Annotated in this window: 19 protein-coding genes; 13 read left to right on the top strand and 6 right to left on the bottom strand. The window is 71.6% G+C overall.

Annotation, left to right across the window (positions count from 1 at the left end; genetic code table 11):
* Positions 1 to 238: 238 nt before the first annotated feature.
* Together FLW16_RS38700 and FLW16_RS38695 are read left to right on the top strand one after the other, a co-directional pair.
* A complete protein-coding gene (locus tag FLW16_RS38700) occupies positions 239 to 2,098 on the top strand; it encodes a glycosyltransferase family 2 protein (protein WP_142565968.1) in 1,860 nt (619 codons plus the stop codon).
* A 75-nt stretch (positions 2,099 to 2,173) separates the two neighbouring features.
* Positions 2,174 to 3,223 carry an energy-coupling factor ABC transporter permease gene (locus FLW16_RS38695; RefSeq protein WP_142565967.1) on the top strand — a complete coding sequence of 350 codons (1,050 nt, stop codon included), beginning with the start codon at positions 2,174 to 2,176 and terminating at the stop codon, positions 3,221 to 3,223.
* Here FLW16_RS38695 and FLW16_RS46350 read toward each other — a convergent pair.
* Positions 3,168 to 3,305, bottom strand: a complete 138-nt coding sequence (locus FLW16_RS46350; protein ID WP_221891490.1) for a hypothetical protein — start codon at positions 3,303 to 3,305, stop codon at positions 3,168 to 3,170. The genes FLW16_RS38695 and FLW16_RS46350 overlap by 56 nt on opposite strands.
* Before the next feature lie 77 nt (positions 3,306 to 3,382).
* Here FLW16_RS46350 and cbiQ point away from each other — a divergent pair, with 77 nt between their 5' ends.
* From cbiQ to FLW16_RS46055, 6 genes are all read left to right on the top strand, one after another.
* A complete protein-coding gene (cbiQ, locus tag FLW16_RS38685) occupies positions 3,383 to 4,147 on the top strand; it encodes a cobalt ECF transporter T component CbiQ (protein ID WP_142565966.1) in 765 nt (254 codons plus the stop codon).
* Positions 4,144 to 4,896: an energy-coupling factor ABC transporter ATP-binding protein gene (locus FLW16_RS38680; RefSeq protein WP_142565965.1), complete on the top strand. Its 753-nt coding sequence runs from the start codon at positions 4,144 to 4,146 to the stop codon at positions 4,894 to 4,896. Before cbiQ ends, FLW16_RS38680 begins: the two co-directional genes overlap by 4 nt.
* Positions 4,897 to 4,936: 40 nt before the next feature.
* The gene (locus tag FLW16_RS38675; protein ID WP_142565964.1) at positions 4,937 to 5,281 is read left to right on the top strand and encodes an STAS domain-containing protein; all 345 of its coding nucleotides are present in this window, start codon (positions 4,937 to 4,939) and stop codon (positions 5,279 to 5,281) included.
* A 33-nt stretch (positions 5,282 to 5,314) separates the two neighbouring features.
* On the top strand, positions 5,315 to 6,094 hold the full coding sequence (locus FLW16_RS38670; RefSeq protein WP_142565963.1) for an SDR family NAD(P)-dependent oxidoreductase: 780 nt from the start codon (positions 5,315 to 5,317) through the stop codon (positions 6,092 to 6,094).
* 15 nt (positions 6,095 to 6,109) lie between these two features.
* A complete protein-coding gene (locus tag FLW16_RS38665) occupies positions 6,110 to 6,907 on the top strand; it encodes a crotonase/enoyl-CoA hydratase family protein (protein ID WP_260616070.1) in 798 nt (265 codons plus the stop codon).
* A gap of 290 nt (positions 6,908 to 7,197) precedes the next feature.
* Positions 7,198 to 8,157 carry a collagen-like protein gene (locus tag FLW16_RS46055; protein WP_185949785.1) on the top strand — a complete coding sequence of 320 codons (960 nt, stop codon included), beginning with the start codon at positions 7,198 to 7,200 and terminating at the stop codon, positions 8,155 to 8,157.
* Between the two features lie 10 nt (positions 8,158 to 8,167).
* Here FLW16_RS46055 and FLW16_RS38655 read toward each other — a convergent pair whose 3' ends face one another.
* Positions 8,168 to 9,076, bottom strand: coding sequence for an SDR family oxidoreductase (locus tag FLW16_RS38655; RefSeq protein WP_142565962.1), 909 nt, complete (start codon positions 9,074 to 9,076; stop codon positions 8,168 to 8,170).
* Positions 9,073 to 9,675 (bottom strand): TetR/AcrR family transcriptional regulator, encoded by a 603-nt coding sequence (locus FLW16_RS38650; RefSeq protein ID WP_142565961.1) that lies wholly within the window; start codon positions 9,673 to 9,675, stop codon positions 9,073 to 9,075. The genes FLW16_RS38655 and FLW16_RS38650 overlap by 4 nt, the downstream gene beginning before the upstream one ends.
* Before the next feature lie 133 nt (positions 9,676 to 9,808).
* Here FLW16_RS38650 and FLW16_RS38645 point away from each other — a divergent pair, with 133 nt between their 5' ends.
* The gene (locus FLW16_RS38645) at positions 9,809 to 10,435 is read left to right on the top strand and encodes a rhomboid family intramembrane serine protease (RefSeq protein WP_142565960.1); all 627 of its coding nucleotides are present in this window, start codon (positions 9,809 to 9,811) and stop codon (positions 10,433 to 10,435) included.
* Between the two features lie 113 nt (positions 10,436 to 10,548).
* Here the strand turns inward: FLW16_RS38645 and serC are convergent, their stop codons facing one another.
* Positions 10,549 to 11,673, bottom strand: coding sequence for a phosphoserine transaminase (gene serC, locus FLW16_RS38640; RefSeq protein ID WP_142565959.1), 1,125 nt, complete (start codon positions 11,671 to 11,673; stop codon positions 10,549 to 10,551).
* A gap of 124 nt (positions 11,674 to 11,797) precedes the next feature.
* Here serC and FLW16_RS38635 point away from each other — a divergent pair, with 124 nt between their 5' ends.
* Positions 11,798 to 14,536 carry an ABC transporter substrate-binding protein gene (locus tag FLW16_RS38635; RefSeq protein WP_142565958.1) on the top strand — a complete coding sequence of 913 codons (2,739 nt, stop codon included), beginning with the start codon at positions 11,798 to 11,800 and terminating at the stop codon, positions 14,534 to 14,536.
* Positions 14,537 to 14,663: 127 nt separating this feature from the next.
* On the opposite strand, the gene FLW16_RS38630 is transcribed toward FLW16_RS38635, so the two are convergent.
* Positions 14,664 to 15,770, bottom strand: coding sequence for a citrate synthase 2 (locus FLW16_RS38630; protein WP_142565957.1), 1,107 nt, complete (start codon positions 15,768 to 15,770; stop codon positions 14,664 to 14,666).
* A gap of 170 nt (positions 15,771 to 15,940) precedes the next feature.
* On the opposite strand from FLW16_RS38630, the gene pdxH reads away from it, so the two are divergent.
* Positions 15,941 to 16,585 (top strand): pyridoxamine 5'-phosphate oxidase, encoded by a 645-nt coding sequence (pdxH, locus tag FLW16_RS38625; protein ID WP_142565956.1) that lies wholly within the window; start codon positions 15,941 to 15,943, stop codon positions 16,583 to 16,585.
* A 35-nt stretch (positions 16,586 to 16,620) separates the two neighbouring features.
* On the opposite strand, the gene FLW16_RS38620 is transcribed toward pdxH, so the two are convergent.
* Positions 16,621 to 17,187 (bottom strand): UdgX family uracil-DNA binding protein, encoded by a 567-nt coding sequence (locus tag FLW16_RS38620; RefSeq protein ID WP_260616067.1) that lies wholly within the window; start codon positions 17,185 to 17,187, stop codon positions 16,621 to 16,623.
* 124 nt (positions 17,188 to 17,311) lie between these two features.
* Here FLW16_RS38620 and FLW16_RS38615 point away from each other — a divergent pair, with 124 nt between their 5' ends.
* Both FLW16_RS38615 and FLW16_RS38610 read left to right on the top strand, forming a co-directional pair.
* Positions 17,312 to 18,016 carry a metal-dependent transcriptional regulator gene (locus FLW16_RS38615; RefSeq protein ID WP_139580490.1) on the top strand — a complete coding sequence of 235 codons (705 nt, stop codon included), beginning with the start codon at positions 17,312 to 17,314 and terminating at the stop codon, positions 18,014 to 18,016.
* Between the two features lie 120 nt (positions 18,017 to 18,136).
* Positions 18,137 to 20,365, top strand: a complete 2,229-nt coding sequence (locus tag FLW16_RS38610; protein WP_142565954.1) for a SpoIIE family protein phosphatase — start codon at positions 18,137 to 18,139, stop codon at positions 20,363 to 20,365.
* Positions 20,366 to 20,384 lie beyond the last annotated feature (19 nt).

Here is a 20,384-nt window from a genome sequence, read left to right as displayed (position 1 = left end):
AAACCCCCGGTGACTCGGTGAGCGCTCAGTCTGCCGCCTCACGCGCCGGACCCGCCACTCAGATGGCCGCCGCCGGTCCCGGCCGCGAGGAGCGCGAAGCCTCCGACGAGCGGGCCGCGGCCTCCACCGCGTGTCGCCCGAGCCCACGCGAACTTGGTGAGCAGCGGTGAACACGGTGGGACGCGCCCGGCGCGGCGAAGGCGGGTCGGGGCAGGTCGTCGGCACATAATGAAGGGCGATGGATACGGAGAGTGACCAGCGCGCCGATCGGGGGATCGACGTAAGCGTCGTCGTCCCGGCGTACAACCGCCGGGCGTCACTCGACCGTTGCCTCACCTCGCTGCTCGTGCAGCGGGTCGCCAAGGAGATCATCGTGGTCGACGGCGGCTCGCGGGACGGAACCCGAGCGCTGCTCGGCCTCTACGCCGCGCACCATCCCCGGCTGATCACCGTGATCCAGGACGCCCAGCCCGGCACGCCCGGCGGCGCCCGCAACCGCGGACTGGAACGAGCGGCCGGAAGATACGTCTACTTCTGCGACGCCGGGGACCACCTCGCCCCCGACGCGCTGGCCCGCCTGGTCGCCGTGGCCGACGGGAACGGCGCCGACATCGTCGTGGGAAAGGTCGCCGGGGCGCGCCAGGGATTGCGGGAGAACGCCGACAAGGCCTCCTTAACAGCCGTCTACGATGATCTGTCCTGCTTCAAGCTCTTCCGCCGGGACTTCCTGGAGCGGCACGCCATCCGCTTCGACGAGACGCAGCGGCGCGGAGAGGACATGACCTTCACCGTCCACGCGTACTGCCACGCGCGGGTGATCTCGGTGGTCGCGGACGGGGACTGCCACCACGCGGAGGGCGGGGGAGAGGCGTCCGCGCGGGATCCGCTCGGCTGGCTGCGTGTGGTCCGCACGCCCATCGAGGTCATGGCGCGGCACGTGCCGCCCGGCGCGCTGCGCGACCGCCTGCTCCTGCGGCACCTGCGCCGCGACGTGCTGGCCCAGCTCGGGGTGCCGTTCCTGGCGGCCTGTGAGGCCGAGCGCGAGAAGATCGCCGTCGAGGTGGCCGACATCTGCGGCCAGTGGCTGACGCCGGGCGTGCGCGCCGGTCTCGACGGTGTGGACGCCGCCCGCGTCGCCGCGCTCGACGACCCCGACCGGCTCGTACGGCTCGCGCTCGTCGAGGCCGCGCCGCTGCGGCACCGGCTGAACGGCGTCGAGTGGCGGGGCGACCGCCTGGTGATCGAGGGGTGGGCCGCCCTCGCCGGCGCGGACGGCGTATCGGACAGCGCTGCGCTGACGGGCACAGTGCTGACCGGCACTGCGCTGACCGGCACTGTGGGCCTGGTGTTGCGCGAGCGCATGTCGCGTGAGGAGCGCGTGCCCTCCGTGACCCGCGGCGCGACCGGCGCCGCCGGATCCTTCACCGCCGTGCTCGACGTGGCCGCGCTGCCGCCCGGGGTGTGGGACGTCCACGTGGCCGTCGAGTGCGAGGGCGCGCGCAGGCTCGCCCGGCTCGGCTCCCGCCGCGAACCCGGAACCGGTGTTCCGCCCGCCCACCTGGTGGGCGGGGTCGTCGCGGTGCCCTTCCTCACCCGGTCGCACGGCCACCTCGGACTCGACGTCGGCGGGCACGTCGCCCGGATCCCCGCCGCCGTACGGCTGACGCGGGCGTGGTGGCGGGGCAGGCGGCTTCGGGTCGAGGGACAGGCGCTGATGGGCGAGGAGGCCGCCGCCGCGGCCGTACGGCACCTGATCTGGCGCGAGCGGGCGTCGGGGCGGGAACACCGTGAGCGGGCGGTGGCGGTCGGGCCACGGGAGTTCGCGGCCGAGACGGCCGGCCTGCGGCCCGGCACCTGGGACGCCTACCTCGAACTCGTCCTCGGCGGTCCTCCGGTGCGCTTCCCGGTCAAGGTCGCCGACGCGGACGCGCTGGACCGAACCCTGCGGTGGTGGTGCGGCGCGCTGAGATGGGGAGTGGTGCAGTGGACCGTCCGGCCGTACGCCACGGCGGTCAACCGGCGGCTCAGCGTGTCGGTGCGGGTGGCGACCCCGCTGACCGTGGTCAGGCGGATGGCCAGGATCCTGCGCCACCACTAATTGCGAATCGTTTGCAACAACAACCCGGTGCTCTAAAGTGGGAGGAGATTCGCCCGTTTCGAAGGGGTTACAGCCGTGCACGTGCCCGATGGGTTCTTTGACGTCCCCGTGTCCGTCGGTGCCGGGGTCTTCGCGGCCGCCGGGGTCGCCGTGTGCCTGCGGGGCGCCAAACGGGAGCTCGACGACCGGACCGCCCCCATGGCGGGCCTCGTGGCCGCGTTCATCTTCGCGGCGCAGATGCTCAACTTCCCCGTGGCGGCCGGCACCAGCGGTCACCTGCTCGGCGGGGCCCTGGCGGCGATACTCGTCGGGCCGTACACCGCCGTGTTGTGCGTGGCGGTCGTGCTGCTCGTCCAGGGATTCTTCTTCGCCGACGGCGGGCTGACCGCGCTGGGCGTCAACATCACGCTGATGGCGATCGTGACCGCGGTCGTCGGCTGGGCGGTGTTCCGGCTGATCACGCGGGGCGGGCCACGCGGGCGGGCGACCCTGGTGGCCGCGTCGTTCGTGGCGGCGCTGGTCTCCGCCCCGGCGGCGGCGCTCGTGTTCACGGCCCTGTTCTGGCTCGGCGGCACCGCGCCGATCGAGGTGGGCTCGGTGGCCGCCGCGATGGGCGGTGTTCACCTGCTCATCGGGCTCGGCGAGGGCTTCATCACCGCGCTCACCGTGAGCAGCGTGCTGGCCGTGCGCCCCGATCTCGTGTACGGCGCGCGTGGGATGACCAGGGCGCTGACGCTGCGCACCGCCGATGGGGATGTTCAGGTCGGGCCGGCGGCTCCGGAGGCGCCCTCTGCCGGGATCGGCCTGCGTCCGGTCCTGGTGGGTGGCGCGCTCGTGGCCGTGCTGCTGGCCGGCGTCGTCTCGTTCTACGCCTCCAGCGCCCCTGACGGGCTGGAGAAGGTGGCGGCCGACAAGGGCCTGAGCGCGCAGGAGAAGCCGCACTCGGCGGAGAACGGCCCGCTGGCCGACTACAGCGTCAAGGGCGTGGAGAACCAGCGGCTGTCCGGCGGCCTGGCCGGGGTGGCGGGCGTCGCGCTGACGGTCGTGGCCGGAGGCGGTGTGTTCTACGTCATCCGCCGGCGCAGGCGCGCGACCGACGCGATGACGCCCGCGAGCGCCCAGTGAGTTCGCCGAGCTCGATGAGCACGGCGCCGATGAGCACGGCGCCGATGAGCACGGCGCCGATGAGCACGGCGCCTCTGAACACCGCGCCGATGAGGCCGTGAGCGCCCTGCCCGCATGCTGGGCGGGGCGGGTCGGCGATGATGAGACTGTGAGTGCGAAGTGAGCGCCGGGCACCATCACCCGATCTACCGGCCCGCCGACACGCCCGTCCACCGGCTGCCGCCCCAGTGCAAGCTGGCGGCGGTCGTCGCGTTCGCGGTGTTCGTGGTCGCCACGCCGCGCGATCGCTTCTGGGCGTTCGCCGTCGACGCGCTGCTGCTGGCCGCCGTCGCGGCCGCCGCCCGGGTGCCGGCGGGCGCGATCGTGCGGCGCATGGCGATCGAGGTGCCGTTCGTGCTGTTCGCGCTCGCGATTCCGCTGATCGGCACGGGCGAGCGGGTCCAGGTGCTCGGCCTGTCGTTGAGCGCCCCTGGCCTGTGGGCGGCCTGGAACATCCTGGCCAAGGCCTCGCTGGGTGTGGTCGCCTCGATCCTGCTGGCGGCCACGACCGAGCCCCGCATGATGCTGCTCGGTGCCGAACGGCTGCGGCTGCCCCGGCTGCTCGTGCAGATCGCGACGTTCATGCTGCGCTACCTGGACGTGATCCTCGACCAGATGCGGCGCATGCGGATCGCCAGGGAGTCGCGGGGATTCGTCGCCCGGGACCTGAGGCAGGCCCCCGTGCTGGCGAAGTCGGCGGGCGCCCTGTTCATCCGCTCGTACGAGCGGGGGGAGCGGGTCCACCTCGCCATGCTGAGCCGCGGCTACACGGGCGAGATGCCGACGATTAGGGATATATCGGCGACTGGGCGAGACTGGGCGATGGCGGGCATGCTGCCCTGCCTCGCCGCGGTGACGGCCCTACTGGCGTGGAGCACGACATGACCTCCGGCAGCCCCTCGCTCACGGTGAGCAGGCTCGCGTACGCCTACCCCGACGGGACGCAGGCGTTGTACGGCGTGGACCTGACGATCGAGCGGGGGGAGCGGGTCGCCCTGCTCGGCCCGAACGGCGCGGGCAAGACCACGCTCGTCATGCACCTCAACGGCATCCTCACGGCCGGGCACGGGACGGTGGAGGTGGCCGGACTCCCCGTGCGCGCGGACACCCTGCGGGAGATCCGCCGCCGGGTCGGGCTGGTGTTCCAGGATCCGGACGACCAGCTCTTCATGCCGACCGTGCGGGAGGACGTCGCCTTCGGCCCGGCCAACCTCGGGCTGCGCGGTGAGGAACTCGACCGCCGCGTGCGCGACGCGCTGGAGCGGGTCGGCATGCTCGATGCGATCGACCGGCCGCCGCACCACCTGTCCTTCGGACAGCGCCGCCGGGTGGCCGTGGCCACGGTGCTGGCGATGGAGCCGGAGATCCTCGTCCTCGACGAGCCGTCGTCCAACCTCGACCCGGCGTCCCGCCGCGAGCTGGCCGAGATCCTCAAGAGCCTGGACGTGACCGTGCTGATGGTCACCCACGACCTGCCGTACGCGCTCGAGTTGTGCGAGCGTTCGCTCATCATGTCCGAGGGGGTGATCGCCGCCGACGGGACGACGCACGCGCTGCTCGCCGACGAGCGGTTGCTCGCCGCGCACCGGCTGGAACTTCCCTACGGCTTCGCCGTCCCTGCTCAGCCGGGGTGATGGATAAGTAAAGTGGGCCGGAGCTGAGGAGGTCCCGACGATGAAGCTGCGGCTCGCGCGCCAATCGCTTTCCAATGCCGTGGTGGTGGCCGTGGAGGGAGAGCTCGACCTGTTCACGGCCCCGTTCCTGCGTGACGAGATACGGGACGCCATACGCGACGACGGACCGACGCTCGTGCTGGACCTCGGCGAGCTGTCGTTCATGGACTCCAGTGGGCTCAGCGTGCTCATCGAGGCATGGCGGCTCGCCACGAGCGAGGGCGGCGGGGTGTGCCTCGCCTCACCGCAGCCTCCGGTGGCCCGCATCCTGCGCACGACCGGCCTGGACCGGCGGATCAAGGTCTACCCCGACGTCGACACCGCGATTTTGCAGCACCCCGAGTAGAACTTCATTCGGTTCGCGCGTTAAGGTCCGGCTATGGATCTGAACGGAGCAGCAGCAATCATCTCGGGCGGCGCCAGCGGCCTCGGCGAGGCGACGGCCCGCGAGCTGGCCCGCGTCGGCGCGACCGTGGTCGTGGCCGACCTGAACGCGGAGCGCGGCAAGGCGCTGGCCGACGAGATCGGCGGCGTGTTCGCCCACACCGACGTGTCCGACGAGGCGTCGGTGCAGGCCGCGGTGGAGGCGGCGGTCGCCACCGGCAAGCCGTTGCGCGCCGTGATCAGCAGCGCCGGCATCGGCTGGGCGCAGCGCACCGTCGGACGGGACGGCTCGCCGCACGACCTGGCGGCCTACCGCAAGGTGATCGACGTCAACCTGATCGGCACCTTCAACCTCATGCGCATCGGCGCGGCGGCCATGGCCAAGACCGAGCCGGCGGACGAGGACGGCGCCCGCGGCGTGGTCATCAACACCGCGTCGGTCGCCGGCATCGAGGGCCAGACGGGCCAGGTGGCGTACTCCGCGTCCAAGGGCGGCATCATCGGCATGACCCTGCCCGCGGCCCGTGACCTCGCGGCCATCGGCGTCCGGGTGCTGACCATCGCGCCGGGCATCATCGACACCCCGATCTACGGGAAGATCGGTGACAAGAACGCCGAGGAGTTCAAGGCCAAGCTCATCGGGCCGGTCGCGTTCCCCAAGCGGCTCGGCAAGGCCTCCGAGTTCGGCCACCTGGTGCGCACGCTCATCGAGAACGACTACATGAACGGCGAGGTCATCCGTTTCGACGGCGGCATCCGCTTCCAGCCCAAGTAAGCCGAGTGAGGTCAGGTGTCCGAGGTGAACTCCGGGCCGGCCGCTGAGCCGGACGAGGTACTCGTAGAGATCGTCGACGGCGGCGTGGCCGTCGTCACCATCAACCGGCCGAGGGCCAGGAACGCCGTGAACGGCGCGGTGGCGCGCGGGATCGCGGCCGCCCTGGACGAGCTGGACGAAAGCCCCGACGTGTCCGCGATCGTCCTCACCGGGGCGGGCGGCACGTTCTCGGCGGGCATGGACCTGAAGGGCTTCCTCACCGGGGACATGCCGGTGGTCGAGGGCCGGGGCTTCGGCGGCATCACCGAGGCGCCGCCGAAGAAGCCGATCCTCGCCGCGGTCGAGGGGTACGCGCTGGCCGGCGGCTTCGAGCTGGCCCTGTCCTGCGACATCGTCGTCGCGTCCGAGGAGGCCAAGTTCGGCCTGCCGGAGCCCAAGCGCGGCCTGGTCGCCGGCGCGGGCGGGATCATGCGGCTGCCGCGCAGGATCCCGTACCACGTCGCCATGGAGATCGCCCTGACCGGCGATCACTACCCGGCCGCCCGGCTGTACGAGCTGGGGCTGGTCAACCGGATCACCTACCCGGGCGAGGCGCTCAACGGCGCGCTCGAACTGGCCCGCACGATCGCGGCGAACGCGCCGCTGGCGCTCGCCGCGACCAAGCGGGTCATCGTCGAGTCGGCCGACTGGTCGCTCGACGAGATGTTCCGCAAGCAGGGTGAGATCGTGAGCCCGGTCTTCACCTCGAAGGACGCGATGGAGGGCGCGGCGGCCTTCGCCGAGAAGCGCGCCCCCGTCTGGAAGGGTGAGTGACCCTCACCTCGTAAGGCCATTCGGGGCGCTCCGCGCAGTGCCCGCTTGGGGCGCTCCGCGCAGGGGCGCCCCACGTCATTTCCGGGGTGTCGCGCGCGTCGCCGTGCGGTCCCGGGACGTCTCCCGGGACCGGTGTCCCCGCCGGGGCGGGACCTCGGGGCAGTCTCCCTGTCCGGCTGGGTCGCCGTCCTCACCCGGATGGCGGACCACGCATCGGCCGCCGAGATGACGCGCCGTCCCGGCCCGCCCTCCTACCTTCCCTTGTGAAGATCACCACGAAGGGGAGACAGATGAATCTGCGGACGGGACGTGGGACCTGGCTGGCGGCCGGGGCGGTGGCGGGGCTGCTCGTGGGCGGCGGGGGAATCGCCGTGGCCACGACGGCGGCGACGACCTCGTCGATCGTGGCCTGCGTGGGAGGCGACGGCGTGATGCGAATGATCGGGGAACTGGAGTCGGCCCAGGCCGGGGCGGCGGGGCTCGCCGCGCCCACTCCCACCGCGACGGTGCCCGCGTCGGTGTGCCGCGCCGGCGAGCGGATGGTCACCTGGAACGTCGCCGGTCCCGAAGGCCCTCAGGGTCCGCAGGGCGCGACCGGTCCGCAGGGCGCGACCGGCCCGCAGGGCGCGACTGGTCCCCAGGGTCCGAAGGGGGACAAGGGCGAGCCGGGCGCCACCTACGGGCAGACCTACATCGCCCAGAAGAGTCCCTCCTACGAGAGGGGAACGCGGGTCGAGGTGGTGCGGATCCCCCAGGTGCCCGCGGGAGACTACGCGATCCAGACCAGCGTCAACACCAAGATCATCATTCCGTCCCCCGGGAGCCAGACCGTCACCTGCGAGGTCAGCGCACCCACGGGTGTCACCTCCGCCATGCCGCGGCAGTCCGGCTACAGCAAGTCGGACGGTGGCATCCTGCTCTCCTTCTTCGTCACCGCCAAGCTGGACACGCCCGGCCCGGTGGTCCTCACGTGCGAGCTCTCTTCCGAGAACTACATAAGGGTCACCTCCGAGAGCAGGCTGATGGCGACCAGCGTGCCCGAGGTCGTCACGACTTCGCCGTCCGCCACGCCGTCCGCCACGCCGTCTGCCCCTCCGACCGCCACGCCGTCCGCCACGCCGTCTGCCCCTCCGACCGTCACGCCGTCCGCCACGCCGTCTGCCCCTCCGACCGTCACGCCGACCGCCACGCCGTCCGCCCCTCCGACCGCCACGCCGTCCGCCCCTCCGACTGCAACGCCGTCGCGCTGACGAAGCCAGGTCAGAGCGGGTCGCCGAGGGGGCCGTGATCCTCCTCCAGGACCTCGGCCCAGTGGGCGGCCCAGTCCGGCTGGGTGCCGTCCGCGTCGGTGAAGCCGTACTCCCTGTACAGCCCCCAGGTGGCCAGGGCGCGTCCGGTCTTGGCCATGACGCCGGGGTCGGCGGCCAGGGCGGCGACGGCCCGTCCCAGATAGGCAGGGGTCTCAGAGTGGGCGAAGTGCGGGTCCTTGCGTGCACCGTCACGCCAGTCGGCCTCGGTCACGCCGAAGTGCTCCAGCATGGCTTCCGAGCGCAGGAAGCCCGGCGTGACGGCGACGGCCGCGACGCCGTACGGCTTGAGCTCCGCCGCCTGCGCCACGGCGAGGCGGATCACCGTGGACTTGGCGATGTCGTAGAAGAACGAGCCGCGATAGCGGGCCGTGTTGCCGTCGGTGACCTCCACGACCAGGCCGCTCCGGCGGGCCACCATCAGGGGCAGCGCGAACCGGCTCGTGACGATGTGGGTCTCCACCGCCCGGCGCAGCAGCCGCAGGCCGGTGTCGAGGTCCTGCTCCCACAGGGGATGCTCCCAGTCCGTCAGCGCGTCGCCGCCCCACACCGAGTTGACCAGGACGTCGAGCCGCCCGTTCTGCTCGTCGGCGATCCGCTCGACCAGGGCGCGCACCTCCTCCGGGTCGCTGTGGTCGGTGCGCACGGCGATGCCGGTGCCGCCGGCCGCGGTGACCCGCGCGGCGGTCTCCTCGACGGTCTCCGGGCGGTCCAGGTCGGAGCGGCCGGCGGTGCTGCTGCGGCCGGTGACGTAGACCGTGGCGCCCGCGGCCCCGAGCTCGACGGCGATGCCGCGGCCGCCGCCCCGCGTGCCTCCCGCGACCAGGGCGACCTTCCCGGCGAGCGGCTGTCTGTCGTTCACGACATCTCCTTCGAACGGGTATGAGGCGAGAGGAGGGCGGTGACCGCCCGCCGGAGCCGCTCCGGCAGCGTGTCCTGCCGGTCGAGGGCCCACGTCAGGCCGGTGCCGGCGATCAGCGCCTGGACGGACCCGGCCAGCGCGGCGGTGTCGGTGCCGCTCCGCAGCTCTCCCTCGGCCACCGCCTCGTCGAGCAGGGCCAGGATCGCCCTTCGCTGCGCCTCATGGACGGCCAGGGCGTACTCGTGCAGCTGCGGATCGGTGAGGTCCATGCACAGGAACGCGAGGTGATTGGCGAAGCGCTCCGGGGTGTCCATGAGGGCCATCGACTCCTCGGCCAGCGCCATCAGCGCCGCCAACGGGGAGGGACGTCCCTGCCGCAGCCGGTCGTGGTGCGCCTCCGCCTCGTGCGCGGACTGTCTCGCCAGCGCCACCAGCAGGCCGCGCTTGGACTCGAAACGCTGCACGAGAGTGCCGGGCACGAGCCCCACCTCGTCGGCGACCGCGGCGAGGGTCAGCCCGGCGGGCCCCACGCGTCTGATCACCTCGGCCGCCGCTCGCAGGATCACCGAATCGTCCACTCCGCGGGGTCGTCCCGCCACCGGCCCCTCCTTTTATAAATGACTGTTCATTTATTAATACAGCCGTCCGGCCTCTCCTGGCAACCCGACGGCATGATCCCGGCGGATCGGGGCAGTCCGCTCGTTCGTGAGCGGGACTGCGTACGGTGAAGCCATGAGTGATTCCGGGCCCGGGCTCCCCCGGCCGGGCCGGTCGATGCGGGAGCGGACGTCCGCGCTGCTCACCGGCGCCCTCGGGAGCGCGATCCTGATGATCGTGCTCGTAGCGGTGATGTGGGCGATCGAGATCGTCGACTACGTGGAGAACGGACGGCTCGACAGGTACGGCATCGTCGCCCACGAGCCGGACGGTCTGCCCGGGATCCTGTTCGCGCCGTTCCTGCACGCCGGGTTCGGCCATCTGATGGCGAACTCGCTGCCGCTGCTGATCCTGGGGTTCGTGGCCGCGATCAGGGGGATCGGCAGGTTCCTCGCGGCGAGCCTGGTCATCATCCTGGTCAGCGGGCTGGGCGTGTGGTTCACCAGCCCGCCGGACACACTGACGATCGGCGCGAGCGGCCTCGTCTTCGGATATTTCGGTTATGTGGTGGCCCGGGGGTTGTTCGACCGCCGGGCCCTCGACATCGTGCTCGGCGTCGTGGTCGCCGTGCTGTACTACTCGATCCTGTGGGGGGCCCTGCCCACCCAGCCGGGTGTCTCCTGGCAGGGCCACCTGTTCGGCCTCATCGGCGGCGTGCTCGCCGCCTGGCTGCTACGCCGCCGAAAGATCGCGACGACCTGACGCGCGAACGGCTGCCGCACCCCGGCACGGGACCGGAAAAACGAAAAAGCCGACGGTCCGGAGACCGCCGGCGAGATCGGCGGCCGCCGGAGAGGCGGCCGCCGGGAGAACCATTAGAGACGCTCGACCACGTAGTCGACGCAGGAGGTCAGCGCCTCGATGTCGGCGGGGTCGATCGCCGGGAACATCGCGATCCGCAGCTGGTTGCGGCCGAGCTTGCGGTAGGGCTCGGTGTCCACGATGCCGTTGGCCCGCAGCACCTTCGCGACCGCCGCGGCGTCCACGGCGTCGTCGAAGTCGATGGTGCCGACGACGTTGGAGCGCTGCGCGGGGTCGGCCACGAACGGCGTGGTGTACGACGTCTTCTCCGCCCAGGTGTACAGCCGCGAGGCGGAGTCGGCCGACCGGGCGGTGGTCCAGGCGAGGCCGCCCTGGGCGTTCATCCAGTCGATCTGGTCGGCCAGCAGGAACAGCGTGGCGACCGCCGGGGTGTTGTACGTCTGGTCCTTGACCGAGTTGTCGATCGCGGTCGGCAGGCTGAAGAACTCGGGCACGAACCGGCCGCTTTCGGCGATCTCCGCCACCCGGGCGAGCGCCTTCGGCGAGAACAGCGCGATCCACAGGCCGCCGTCGGAGGCGAAGCTCTTCTGCGGGGCGAAGTAGTAGACGTCGAACTCCTCGGCGGAGACCGGCAGGCCGCCGGCGCCGCTGGTGGCGTCCACGAGGACGAGCGACTCGTCGTCCGCGCCACCGCTGGTCGGCCGCTTGATGGGCATGGCGACGCCGGTGGAGGTCTCGTTGTGGGTGAGCGCGTAGACGTCCACGCCCTCCTCGGCGACCGGCAGCGGGTGGCTGCCCGGCTCCGACTTGATCACCGACGGGTCGGCGAGCCAGGGGGCCTTCTTCGCGACGGTCGCGAACTTCGAGGAGAACTCCCCGAAGTTCAGGTGCTGCGACTTCTCCCGGATCAGCCCGAAGGACGCGATGTCCCAGAACGCCGTGGTGCCGCCGTTGCCCAGCACGACCTCGTACCCCTCGGGGAGGGAGAACAGGTCGGCGAGCCCGGCGCGGACGCGGGCGACGAGGTTCTTCACCGGCTTCTGCCGGTGGGAGGTGCCCATCACCTTCGCTCCGGCGTCGGCGAGAGCGGCGAGCTGCTCGGGGCGTACCTTCGAGGGCCCGCAGCCGAAGCGGCCGTCGGCGGGCTTGATGTCAGCGGGAATCACGATGTCAGCCACGGTTCAAGCGTAGTGAGACCTGCGGATGCTCTAGACCATGGTCCGGATGGTGAGACATCATGGTCTCGTTTTAAGATCACGCACCACCTCAGGAACGGACTCCGCCCCCCCGGGAGACATCCGCGTGGCCGACCCGCACGCCGTCATCGAGGCACTGGTTCGCAGGCCGTTCTTCTGGCGCTCCGACCGCCCCCTGCCCCTCGTCCTCGTGGTCGGCCGCGACGGCGGCGCCTTCGACGCGGCCCGGCGGCTCGCCGTCCCCTTCGAGGACTCCCTCCCGCAGGCCACGGTCAGGGCGGGGGAGTACGACACGCTGCGTGAACTCGTCGCGGCGCTGGCGGGGGAGCACGGCCAGCTCGGCATGCCCGTCGGCGGCTCGTTCCTGCCCCCGCCGCGGTTCCCGCTCGTCCAGTTCGTGCTGTGGGCGCGGCGCCAGCGCGAGGAGCCGCCGCCCGGGGAGCCGGTCGACGTGCCGGGCCGGACCTGGCCGCCCGACCCCCAGTCGCGTACGGGCCAGGAGGAGTTCAGGGAGCGCCTCAAGGACTGGCGCAGGGGCAGGTACGGCGGGGACAGAGGGCGCAGGACCGCGGCGGACTTCCTCGGCCGCGCGGCCACCACCTGGGTGCCCGTGGGCACGCTCGCCGCCTGGGGGCTCGGCGGTGCCTCCGACCTGGTCGGCCTGATCCCGTGGGCGCTCGGCGTGCTCGTCGCCGTCGTCGGCACGTTGATCCAGGCCATGCTCTCGATCAGGGGCTCCCTCTTCAACGGCTGGTTCAGGAAACAGCCCTACCTGACCAGGAAGCCCTTCGAGCGCCTGGCGAAGTACGCGCTGCGCGTCGCCAACGCGAGCGAGGCGGAGGTCGAGCGGCTGCTCGTCCACGCGTTGTGCCGCGATCTGCGCCAGGCGTACCAGAAGTGGCTGATCCCGTGGCCGAGCTGGGGCCGCGGCCTGTACGCGATGCTGGTCCTCGACGCGCGGTGGTCCGGCGACGTCAACGAGCGGTTCCTGCGGACGCTGGAGGAGACGGTCGAGGAGACCGGGCTGCTGCCGCCGCTCCTGGTGCTGGCCGCGGTGCCCGAGTCGTTCGCGCCGGGCAGCCGGCCGGTCACCGCGGGCCCGATGTCGGACCTGTCCGCGCTCGTGGCGTCGTGGCGGACGGCGGCGCGGCGGCGGGTGCCGCCGCTGCGGCTGATGGTCAGCGCGCCCGCGATCCCGCTGGACGACGACCACCGGCCGCGCCTGCTGGGCAGCCGGATGCGGGCGATCGGCTACTGGTGCGTGATGGCGCTCCTGCTCATCGGTCCTGTCGTCCTGCTCGGGCGCATCCAGCAGGACCGCAACGCGCACTGCGGCGGCCTGTCCTGGGGCGAGCGCGTCGGCAAGGAGTGCGTCGGCGTCGTGAACGCCGACGGGCCCACCCCGGACGGGCTCTTCCCTTCGAGCGACATAACGAGGCTCGTCTCCCGGATCGACCGCAACAACGCCCTGGCCAGGGAGGCAGGGACGTACGTGAGTGTGGTGCTGTTCGGCGAGTACTCCGTCGCGCAGGACCAGAACGACAGCGCGTTCGTCGGGGCACGGGCGGAGCTCACGGCGGTGGAGGAGTACCAGCGGGGCGTCTCGGGCGCGCCCCGCCTCCAGGTGCTGGTGGCCAACGCCGGCACGAACTTCCAGCAGGGGCGGCGTACGGCGCAGCTGGTCAGCGAGATGGCGGCCGAGGACCCCCGCGTGCTCGGGGTGATCGGCTTCCAGCGCAGCGTCCGCGGCGTCGAGGAGGCCATCCAGACCCTGCACACGGCGAAGATCCCGATGCTGGTCACCACCGCGACCGCCGACAGGCTCGGCTACCTGCCGGACGGCCCCGCCCGGTCAGGGGCGAGCTACCCCTCGCCGTACGTGTTCCGCCTCGGGCCGTCGAACCAGCGGCAGGCGCGGCTGGCCGCCCGGTTCGCCCGCGAACGGCTCCTCGGCGGTGTGCGCAAGCCGGCCGCGGTGGTCGTCCAGGACCAGACGGACGACGACAACTACACGAACAACCTCGCCGACGACTACGCGGACGAGGCGGGCGCGGTGGGGATCGCGGTAAGCGACCGCGTCGCGTACAAGGACCGGGGAACGGGCATGGACCTGGCGGTGAGCCGGGCCTGCGGTCACGGGCCCGACCTGCTCCTCTACGCGGGGCGCGCGGCCGACTTCCTCGACTTCCTGCGCTATGTCGAGGGCAAGGACTGCGGCAAGGAGCCGATCAAGGTCCTCGCGGGCGACGACGTCATCAAGGCGGTGGCCAACAGCGGCGCCGTGATCGGCGACTACCGGCGCGTCCAGGTCTACTACGCGGCGCTGGCGAGCCGCGAGCTGTGGCGCGACGGCGCCGCGGCGCCGACGGGCTTCGTGCAGAGCCTGCTGAGCGGCCGGCACGCGAAGGAGTCCGACGACAACCTCATCCTCAGCTACGACGCCGTGAAGCTCTTCTACGAGCGCGTCAACGCGGCCTATCGGGGCGGGCTGCCCAGCAGGGGAGACGTGCTCTACCAGATCTCCCTCGTCTCCCCGCGCGACAGGTGGAACGGCTCGGGCGGGGTGATCTCCTTCGGCGCCGCCGTCCACGAGCCCGAGAACAAGGCCATCGCGATCCTCAAGGTGAACGACTCCGGCGGGTCCGAGGTCGCGGAGCGCTGCGGGCGCCTGGCGACCACAGAGCCCGAGGACACCAAGGAGATCTGCCGGAACCTCGACGGGGACGCCGGGGAGCGCGCGGCCCGGAACGCCCCGGCGGTGGTCTCGTCCGCTCACCCGTCCGTGAGCCCGTCCGTGAGCCCGTCCGCGAGCCGGCGCACGGACGCCGCGGACTCCGGCCGATGACGCGTCCGGACACGGGAACGGCCCGCCCGGAAAGGGCGGGCCGTCAAAGGCGCTGACGGTGCGCGGGCGGGTCCGGCGGCCTCTCGGAGCTTGTGGCACGCCGCAGGGCCACGACCCGCGCCGAGGCTCAGACCTTGCCGACGACCTCGGCGGCGCCGGGCACCTCGTTGATGGAGCGCTGCTTCGGGCCCACATAGTTGGCGCTGGGGCGGACCAGCCTGCCCGTGCGCTTCTGCTCCAGGATGTGGGCGGCCCAGCCGGCGGTGCGGGCGCAGGTGAACATCGAGGTGAACATGTTCGACGGCACCTCGGCGAAGTCGAGGACCACCGCGGCCCAGTACTCCACGTTGGTCGCGAGGACCCGGTCCGGCTTGCGGGCGTGCAGCTCCTCCAGCGCGGCGGTCTCCAGCGCGGCCGCGACCTCGTAGCGCGGCGCGCCCAGCTCCTTGGCCGTACGGCGCAGCACGCGGGCGCGCGGGTCCTCGGCCCGGTAGACCCGGTGGCCGAAGCCCATGAGCCGCTGGCCCTTGTCCAGCTCGCTCTGGACGTACTTGCGGGCGTCACCCATCTTCTCGACGCCCTCGATCATGTGCAGCACGCGCGCGGGCGCGCCGCCGTGCAGCGGGCCGGACATCGCGCCGACCGCGCCCGACAGGGCGGCCGCCACGTCGGCGCCCGTGGAGGCGATCACGCGGGCGGTGAACGTCGAGGCGTTCATGCCGTGCTCCGCGGCCGAGGTCCAGTAGGCGTCGATGGCCTTCACGTGCTTGGGATCGGGCTCACCGCGCCAGCGGACCATGAAGCGCTCGACGATGCTCTCGGCCTCGTCGACGCGCTTCTGCGGGACCATGGGCAGGCCCAGGCCACGAGCCGACTGCGCGACGAACGACAGAGCGGTCACCGAGGCGCGTGCGAGATCGTCGCGGGCCTGGGCGTCGTCGATGTCGAGCAGCGGGCGGAAGCCGTAGGAAGGCGCGAGCATGGCCAGCGCGCTCTGTACGTCTACTCGGATGTCGCCGGAATGGACGGGAAGTGGGTACGGCTCCGCCGGGGGCAGGCCCGGCTGGAACGTGTTGTCGACGAGCAGGCCCCAGACGTGTCCATAGGAGACGTTGCCCACGAGCTCTTCGATGTCGACGCCCCGGTATCGCAGGGCGCCCCCTTCTTTGTCCGGTTCCGCGATCTCGGTCTCGAACGCCACCACGCCTTCGAGCCCGGGTTTGAAGTCGGACATTCTCGGCCGCCTCCCTCTCTTGTGAAGTCCAGAGCCTTGATGTCGAGATACCGGCGGGTCAATTTAACCCGCAGCGCCCGACTGTCGCGCCCCCGGCCCTACCCAACGGGGTTCTCCCAGGTAGGGGCCACCGAGCGAGACGTACGCCGAGCACGCGAGAATACCTTTCCGTGGACAGCGCTTCGCACCTCCCCGGGCTCCGGCACAGCTACGAAGGTGAGCCCCTGCTCGAATCCGGCATGGCAGCCGACCCGGCGACGCAGTTCGCGCTGTGGTTCGCGGACGCGGTCGCCGCGGGCCTGCCTGAACCGAACGCCATGGTCGTCGCCACCAGCTCCGCCGGTGGCCGTCCCTCCGCCCGCACCGTCCTCCTCAAGGGCTTCGACGAGCGCGGGTTCGTCTTCTTCACCAACTACGAGTCTCGCAAGGGCCGCGACCTCGGTGAGAACCCGCGGGCCTGCCTGCTGTTCCCGTGGCATCCCATCAGGCGGCAGGTCCGCGTGGAGGGCTCCGTCGTACGGCTCCCGCGCGAGGACAGCGCCGCCTACTTCCACTCTCGCCCGTACGGCTCCCGCATCGGCGCGTGGGCCTCCCGGCAGTCGGCGGTCGTGGAGTCGAGGGAGCAGCTCGACGCGAGGTTCCGTGAGCTGGCCGAGCGCTGGCCGCAGGACCCGCCGCTGCCGGACTTCTGGGGCGGCTTCCGGGTGGTGCCGGCGGAGGTCGAGTTCTGGCAGGGCCAGACCGACCGCATGCACGACCGGCTCCGCTATCGCCGGACCGGCGGAACCTGGACGCTGGAGCGCCTCGCCCCCTGAGGTCCCGCCCCCTGAGGGCCCGCCCCCCGATCCGATCAGGGCAGCCCGGCCGCGACGGTGAGATCGGCGAGGAAGCCCGAGTACGCCTCGTCCCGGTCGGGCGCGCGCAGGATCGCCGAGGGGTGGATCGTCGCCACGTAGTACGCCCCCTCGCGCCGGGGGACCGGCTCTCCCCGATGCCTGGTGACGCGGAAGTCCGGGCCCAGCAGGGCCCGGGCGGCCGTGGCCCCCAGCACCACCGTCACCTCCGGGTCCACCAGGCGCATCTCGGCCTCGAGCCAGGGCCGGCAGGCGTTGATCTCTCCCACGGTGGGCTTCTGGTGGATTCTGCGTTTCCCGCGGGGCTCGTACTCGAAGTGCTTGACCGCGTTGGTCACGTACACCGCCTCGCGCTCGATACCCGCCTCTTCGAGCGCCTTGTCGAGCATGCGGCCGGCGGGCCCGACGAACGGCGCGCCCTCGCGGTCCTCCTGGTCGCCCGGCTGCTCGCCGACCAGCATGAACCGTGCGTCGGGAACGCCCTCGCCGAAGACCGTCTGCGTGGCGGCGCGGTAGAGGTCGCAGCCCTCGCAGTGTCGTGCGGCCTCCCTGAGCGCGGGCAAGCTGATCTCCGCCGGAAGGAATCGCTGGGCTCCGATGTTTCCCACCCTGGGTCGCTTCCCCAATAAGGTCGGCTGCGAACACGCGGGGAGGTCGTAGCATCGATTTACAAGGACTGGAGGAGCCTTGACCGCACACGGCCTGATCGACACGACGGAGATGTATCTCCGGACGATATTCGAGCTCGAAGAGGAGGGCATCGTCCCGCTCCGCGCTCGGATCGCCGAGCGCCTGCAGCAGAGCGGTCCGACCGTCAGCCAGACGGTGGCGCGCATGGAGCGCGACGGCCTGGTCAAGGTCGAGGGGGACAGGCACCTCAGCATGACCGCGCTGGGCCGCACGCTGGCCATCCGCGTCATGCGCAAGCACCGCCTGGCCGAGTGCCTGCTGACCCAGGTGATCGGCATGCCATGGGAAGAGGTCCACATCGAGGCGTGCCGCTGGGAGCACGTGATGTCGGAGTCGGTGGAGACCCGGCTCGTGAACCTTCTCAAGAACCCCCGGGTGTGCCCGCACGGCAACCCGATCCCCGGTCTGGACGAGCTGGGGGTGCCGCAGTCCGGTTCGGCCGGAGATGAGATGGTGTCTCCCATGGTGACCCTCGCGGGACAGGCCCCCGTGCCCGTTGTAGTGCGCCGAATCAGCGAACAAGTGCAAAGCGACCCGGCCGTGATGCTTAAACTCAAGCAAGTTGGGATACAACCCGGACGCGAGGTGACGCTCGCGGCGAGTGACAACGGTGTAACGGTGACTGGTGATGGTGAGGTGGGAACCACGACCGCGGACCTTCCGAGGGACGTCGCCTCACACGTTTTTGTCACCAGACGATGACGGAATGAGTTGTGCCTGGTTGAATCCCCTAGGGAGTCCTTTCATTTCTCGCGACCCAGCCTTCGCAGGAGCGCCCGTGCCCGGCATAGCGAACCCACCTCGTCAAGGGACGGTCGTGGCATGAGGCGATGGGGAGATCTGTCACAGGACGCCGACGACCACCTTTCCGCCGGTTCCGTTCTCGACCACGCGGAGATGGCCGTGGTCGTGACCGACCGCTTCAGCAATGTCCTGTACTGGAACCCCTTCGCCGAGCAGCTGTTCGGCCGCGTGGGCGCGTCTCCGGGCAAGGAGTCGCTGCACACCCTGGGGATTTCGGAGAAGGACCATCCGCTCACGGCCGAGCTGGCCAAGCACGTGCTGCGCGGCGGTGTGTGGGAGGGCACGTTCGACGTGGCCCGCGGCGACGGCTCCACGATCTACGTGCGCGCGCAGGCCGTGCCGCTGCGGCACCCCTCCGGTTCCGTGAGCGGCATCGTGATCACCGCGCGCGAGGCGATGCGCAGCAACGAGCGTGAGAAGGACCGCTTCGGCCTGCTCGAGCGGATCGGCGAGCGGCTCGCCGGCTCCCTGTACGTCGAGGAGACGCTCAACCGGGTCGCGGAGATGCTCGTCCCGCAGTTCGCCGACCACTGCTTCATCGAACTGGTCGAGGGCGACCGCCTGGTGCGCAAGGTCTCCACGCACGTGAACGGCTGGACGCCCCCGCCGGACACCTGGCGGCCGGTGGGCGCGGAGATCAGATACCCCCTCGGGCACTACGCCGAGGCCGCCGTGCGCCGCCAGGAGACGATCCTGGTCGAGGACCTCTCCCAGGTCAGCTATCCGGCGCCGAGCGAGGGCGCGGCCCGGCTGTGCGGTGAGATCGGGATGACCTCGGCCATCGTCGCCCCGCTGTGCGTGCGCGGCGAGACGCTCGGCCTGATGTACCTCGGCCTGTCGAACCTCACGAACCGGCGCTCGCCCCATTACGACACCTTCGACCGCGACTTCGTCGGCGCCATCGCCACCCGCGTCGCGCTCGCCGTCGACAACGCGCTGCTGTTCGAGGAGGAGCGGCACACCGCCGAGTCGTTCCAGAAGCACCTGCTCCCGCGTCAGCCGCTGCCCTCGCTCGACGGCCTGGAGATCGCGGTCCGCTACTACCCGGCCGCCCCGCTCGCCTCGCACGGCCAGGGCATCCAGACCCAGGTGGGCGGCGACTGGTACGACGTGATCCCGCTGTCGGCCGGGCGCGTCGGCATCGTGATCGGAGACGTCGAGGGCCGGGGAGCCAAGGCGGCTGCGGTCATGGGCCAGCTCAGAGCCGCGTTGCGAGCCTTCGCCCAGGACGACAAACCGCCCGCCGACATCCTCGCCCGCCTGGACGAGTGGACCAGGATCGTCGCCGCCCCGGAACACGACGACTTCGGCGCCGACATCACCAACCCGCCGATCGTCACCTGCCAATACATGGTGTACGACGCGTGGTCGAGGCAGCTGTCGTTCGCGAACGCCGGGCACGCGCCCCCGCTGCTGATCGTGGACGGCGAGGTCAGAGACCTGGACATCACCGAGGTCGGCCAGCCGCTCGGGGTGCGGGCCAAGGGCATGCACGCCGACCTGGTCTACAAGGAGGAGACGAGGGAGCTGCCGCCCGGCGCGACCCTGCTTCTCTACACCGACGGCCTGGTCGATCGCAGGCCGCCGCGCGACTCCGCCACGAGCGTTCCCGGCGACGACGAGGCGCTCGACATCCTGCGGGAGAAGCTCGCCAAGGCGTCGGGGGAGTCCGTCGAGCGCATCGCCGACCTGGCGACGGTGGCCGTCCCGGGCGAGATCGACGACGACATGGCCATCCTCGTCGTCCGTTCGGCGGGCACGGAGCTGCAGTCCCAGGAGCGCACGTTCCCGGCCCAGCCGATCATGGTGAGCGAGGCGCGGCGGATGGCGTCGGAGGCGTTCGAGGGATGGCAGGTCCCCGAGGAACGCGCGGAGCTGGCCTGCCTGCTCGTCTCCGAGGTCGTGACCAACGTGGTCCTGCACGCCGCCAGCGCCAGCGTGCCGCGCCGCGAGCTGGTCCTCGACGGGCCCCCGCTGCCGTTCGACGAGTCGTGGGACGTGCCGGGCTTCGAGGAGGAGATCGCGGGCGACAAGGAGTTCACCCTGCGGCTGCGCAGGGGCGGGGAGTCGGTCTGGGTCGAGGTCTTCGACCAGGATCTGCGCCTGCCCCGCATCCGCAGCGCGGGGGAGAACGACGAGGGCGGCCGTGGCCTCTACCTCGTCGACCAGCTGGCGCGACGCTGGGGCTCCCGCCCGACCCGCGAGGGCAAGGCGGTCTGGTTCGAGATCCCCATCGGTGGTCGTTAGGTCGTGACGCGCCCCCGCC

The organism is Microbispora sp. KK1-11 (assembly GCF_006874435.1).
GTDB classification, from domain to species: Bacteria; Actinomycetota; Actinomycetes; order Streptosporangiales; family Streptosporangiaceae; genus Microbispora; species Microbispora catharanthi.
Note: the sequence above shows the minus strand (reverse complement) of the source record. Positions and strands in the feature narration are given on the sequence as shown.